This is a genomic window from Okeania sp. SIO2F4, assembly GCF_010672385.1.
Lineage (GTDB): Bacteria > Cyanobacteriota > Cyanobacteriia > Cyanobacteriales > Microcoleaceae > Trichodesmium.
In genome coordinates, this window is sequence record NZ_JAAHGT010000929.1 from 1 (window position 1) to 3,801 (window position 3,801).

General features: G+C 38.3%; 4 protein-coding genes. 2 read left to right on the top strand and 2 right to left on the bottom strand.

What is annotated here, in order from left to right; genetic code table 11:
• The first annotated feature begins 402 nt into the window (after window positions 1-402).
• Both F6K22_RS35085 and F6K22_RS35090 read left to right on the top strand, forming a co-directional pair.
• The gene (locus F6K22_RS35085; protein ID WP_293109105.1) at window positions 403-1,410 is read left to right on the top strand and encodes a glycoside hydrolase family 10-like protein; all 1,008 of its coding nucleotides are present in this window, start codon (window positions 403-405) and stop codon (window positions 1,408-1,410) included.
• A gap of 20 nt (window positions 1,411-1,430) precedes the next feature.
• Complete coding sequence (locus F6K22_RS35090) at window positions 1,431-1,724, top strand: hypothetical protein (RefSeq protein WP_293109107.1); 294 nt, start codon at window positions 1,431-1,433, stop codon at window positions 1,722-1,724.
• 598 nt (window positions 1,725-2,322) lie between these two features.
• On the opposite strand, the gene gatC is transcribed toward F6K22_RS35090, so the two are convergent.
• Both gatC and F6K22_RS35100 read right to left on the bottom strand, forming a co-directional pair.
• Entirely contained in the window at window positions 2,323-2,616 is a 294-nt protein-coding gene (gatC, locus tag F6K22_RS35095; RefSeq protein WP_293109110.1) for an Asp-tRNA(Asn)/Glu-tRNA(Gln) amidotransferase subunit GatC, read from the bottom strand.
• Between the two features lie 402 nt (window positions 2,617-3,018).
• Window positions 3,019-3,540, bottom strand: coding sequence for a photosystem I assembly protein Ycf3 (locus F6K22_RS35100; protein ID WP_293109112.1), 522 nt, complete (start codon window positions 3,538-3,540; stop codon window positions 3,019-3,021).
• Window positions 3,541-3,801: the final 261 nt, after the last annotated feature.

Genomic DNA, 3,801 nt, shown 5'->3' on the forward strand with positions numbered 1-3,801 from the left:
TGCAGAAATAGTTGTTGTTACCCATGATGTCAGAGAAGGAAACTTCCGACAAGCATTAGATGAAATTCAATCATTAGATGTGATTGATAGAATTTCTAGTGTATTGAGGGTGTTGTAGAAACTAAAAAATTTTGTACTCCTGTAGATGTAGTGATTTAGACTGAAGCAAGGAAACAGGGAACGGGGAACAGAAAAGCCCCTAAATTCTATATTTCAAAAGAATAATATTCGCTCTCTAATTAACCTTATTATCCGAGTATCACTACTTGTACACCACTACCAAAAATTTAGATCGCAATTAAATACCAAATCAGAAAAACTTAACTTTCAAATAGACTTCTCCGAAAATTAATCTCAAACTTTTGTAATTTAAGAGTAAAGCTTAGTTTCTGGAGATGTCTAATGAAAAGAATCATCAAAAAGTTCCTCAGATGGTTAGGCATCGTAGTAGGGGTTTGTTTATTATCGGTGGCGACTCATCATGCGTCTCCTCGTTCTCCTGTAGTTAAAGAGAAGATGCAGGGAATTTGGATGACCAATGTTGCCACAGCATTTCTACATCACACCACATTCTTAGATGAAATCCTACATCACCTTTCTCTGTCAGGATATGATCGTGTTTACTTTAGTGTTTATGGTTTAAAAGGAACGCTCTATCCAACTTCTGACAGTTCTACTCACTTTTTATTGCGTCCTCCTTTGACTAATCCTCTCAAAGCAGCGGTTCAAGAATCTCGCCGTCAAGGATTAAAGCCTTATGCGTGGTTTGAATATGGTATGATGCTTTATCCTGGAAATGCTATTGCTCAGAAACATCCAGATTGGTTACTAAAAACAGTAGAAGGGGAAACTGTAGAAGATGGAAATGTTTGGCTAGATCCAGCTCATCCAGAAGTTCAAGAATACATCTTAGGTCACATAGATGATATTCTCAAAGTTAAAGGGTTAGAAGGAATTCAATTAGACGATCATTGGGCTGTTCCCAAGGCTTTTGGTAATAGTAATCAACGTCAGGCGTTAACAACCTTAACCCAAAAAGTGTATAGTCACATTAAAGCCAAAAATTCCCAACTGGTGGTTAGTCTTTCACCTAATCCTTACAACTTTGCTGTCTCAAAATACAATCAAGATTGGTTGTCGTGGGTGGAACAAGGGATAGTAGATGAAATAGTGTTGCAGGTTTATCGTCCAACACCAGAAGCGATGGTTGCAAGTTTATCAAATTCTGGTATTTACACTGCTTCTTATTATGTGCCAGTTGGAGTTGGTATCTCAGCAACCAGGAATGTTGTTCCTTTCTCACTTAATACAGTGCAAAAACAGGTCGAAGCAGTCAAACAACAAGGCTATGGTTATTCGATTTTTAGTTGGGAATATTTGGTATTACGTCGTTTAGCAAAGTTTTTTTAACAGAGGAGCGGCTTTGTTGCATGAAAGTAGCGATAGAACATTTGTTCCTACTACGCACATGGAAAGCGAAGCATGACCTCAGGAAAACACGGAGCAAGTGTGGTAGCTATATCGATCTCTTTTCCGAGATTGATGTTTTATTCATCTATTGGACAATAGTTGATGTTTTATTCATCTGTTGTCCAATAGTTACAGCAGTTTCCGCGCATTATGAAGTACATATGCACAAGCAAGTATGGCAGCTATATACTTTCATGCAACAAAGCCCAGAGGAGCAAGAGTATCCAGGTGTTAACGAAACTAGCGATCGCTAATCTTTACCGAAACAATTAAACAATTAAACAATTAAATAATTAGATAATTCACCCTTTAAAGCCTCCCCAAGAAAGGGGAAAAAGCGGTCGAGGGATGGCGAGGTCTCCTCGCCATATCCAATCTCCCCTTGAGAGCGGTCGGCAAGCGAAGCATTCCGTAGGATGGGATGGCGAGGTCTCCGTTCCCTCCGGGACGCTACGCGAACTTCGAAGCTTTGCGAAGCGCAAACGCTTGCCTCCAATCTCCCCTTGAGAGCGGTCGGCAAGCGGAGCATGACCTTAGGATGGGATGGCGAGGTCTCCGTTCCCTCCGGGACGCTACGCGAACTTCGAAGCTTTGCGAAGCGCAAACGCTTGCCTCCAATCTCCCCTCGAGAAATAAATTTTTTCCCTACCGCGTCAATCCTCTCCCTAAAAGGGAGAGGTAATTATCCATTATGCATTAATGAATATCCTTTTTTGTCTATAGTAGTCGCCATTACTAGCGCAGACATTCTCACTCCTCTCAAATTTAGTCTGTGCTGCGAATGTAGGGGCGAATGGCCATTCGCCCCTACTGACTTCTGAGTTCAAATATGCTGCCCTGATATTTGAGCTTTTATTCTTCACTTATAATTTTAGGAACTTTAAAAAAGTCGCCATCTTGTTCTGGAGCGCAGGAAAGAATTTCTTCTCGGTTAGGAAAAGGTTCCAAACGATCCTCACGAGTGATATTACTAACATCAATTGCCCTAGTAGTAGGAGCCACTGTTTCCGTCTCTAACTCACTCAACTGTTGGAAATATTCGAGAATACTACTTAACTGAGTAGTAAATATTTCTTCTTCTTCTGGTTGGAGTTCTAATCTAGCTAAATGTGCAACTTTATGGACTTGTTCCCGGTCTATAGTCATCAGTAACTTTTCCTATTTTCAAAACTATAAAATGAACTAAAGGCGTTGGATAACCTAGATATAAATTATAAATATTTACGCCCTTTCACTACTTCCATTCCTATTAGACATCTTCAGAAAAGAGGGAATAGGTATGGAGGGGGAAGTAATTGATAATTTATGTACAATAATTGATTTAATTTTTTATTCTTGGAGATGTCTATTGATGAAAACTACGTCAGCAGTCAGCTCTCAGCTTTTTAATAAATAAAGTAAGCATTCAATTAACTTATACTAAATTTTTAACCAGAAAATTGAAGCACAATAATGACAAGTTTTAGTTGCCAACTAAAGGTAATCAAACTGATAGCTTACTGCTGAATAAAACTACTCCCTACTCCCTACTCCCTACTCCCTAATTAATTAGAAAAATACATCTTTATTTGAACGCCCAGTAGTTTTCAACCAATTTTGAGCCTCAATATAATTATTAGGAGCTAAACTAATTGCCTGTTTCCAATATTCCGCAGCTTTATCAAACCAGCCATCCGCTTCTTCTGAGTTACCTGTTTCTTTTGCCTGTTCTCCTCTATAATGAAAAACAACAGCAATATTATTTAAAGCTTGAGGCATTCTGGGATTATTTTCTAATGCTTGGTAATAATATTCCAATGCTCGATCGTGTTCGCCATTACTAGCATGAATTAAGCCTATATTATAAAGAATATAACTCCGGTCATTAGGGTCCTCTTCTAATTTTAAAGCTTCATAATAATTGTCTAAAGCTTCAGCATATTCTCCATCAGCTTGTGCCGACATTCCATCACGATAATAGGCAAAAGCTTCTTTAGCTTGATAATTTGTTGGTAGTAGCTTCAAAATCAAATCTGCCATAACCGTAAACGATTTGTCAATGAAATTATCATTACGTTGAGTTCTGGGCATATTACAACTCTATATTCTCAGGTACATAGACTAGAGTAGAACAATTTTGAGCAGTATGTACAACTTCTCAGAAATATCGGCCAAAAATTTATCTAATCTAATAGACCTCTCAAATAATAAAAAATAAACTTCATTTTAGCAGAGAAATCATCAATTCTTCCCCCCTATTCCCTACTCCCTACTCCCTACTCCCTACTCCCTACTCCCTCAATACTTATATTTACAATCTGTTAAATATTTTGCCCATACATAACCCTCTAT

Coding starts and splice junctions, on each gene's coding strand:
- gatC (WP_293109110.1), bottom strand. CDS start 2,616: ATGACTATAGACCGGGAACAAGTCCATAAAGTTGCACATTTAGCTAGA.
- F6K22_RS35085 (WP_293109105.1), top strand. CDS start 403: ATGAAAAGAATCATCAAAAAGTTCCTCAGATGGTTAGGCATCGTAGTA.
- F6K22_RS35090 (WP_293109107.1), top strand. CDS start 1,431: ATGAAAGTAGCGATAGAACATTTGTTCCTACTACGCACATGGAAAGCG.
- F6K22_RS35100 (WP_293109112.1), bottom strand. CDS start 3,540: ATGCCCAGAACTCAACGTAATGATAATTTCATTGACAAATCGTTTACG.